Origin of the sequence: Streptomyces sp. URMC 126, from assembly GCF_051386555.1 — a bacterium.
Lineage (GTDB): Bacteria > Actinomycetota > Actinomycetes > Streptomycetales > Streptomycetaceae > Streptomyces.
In genome coordinates, this window is the sequence record NZ_JBPQTX010001403.1 from 1 (window position 1) to 232 (window position 232).

The following is a 232-nucleotide window of genomic DNA, read 5'->3' on the forward strand; positions in this document are numbered from 1 at the left end:
GCCCTCGCGCACATGCTCGATCAACCGGGGCAGGAGCCGCTTCACCGAGGCCTGGTTGCCGCGGATGGTGATACCCTTGTTAACGACGTTCCCGATGGGGATCATGTTGCCCGTGGGCCCGTAGACCCCGACGACCGAAACGATCCCGCCCTTCTTGACCGAGTTGATCGCCCAGTGGAGCGGAAGCGCGGAGCCGGCCTCAATGGGGATCTTCTTGCCGAAGATGGTATGG

The 232-nt window shown here is 63.4% G+C and carries 1 pseudogene; it reads right to left on the reverse strand.

Annotated features, from left to right (window positions below):
- Positions 1-232: pseudogene (locus tag ACSNOK_RS36450) on the reverse strand (hypothetical protein); the annotation flags it as partial.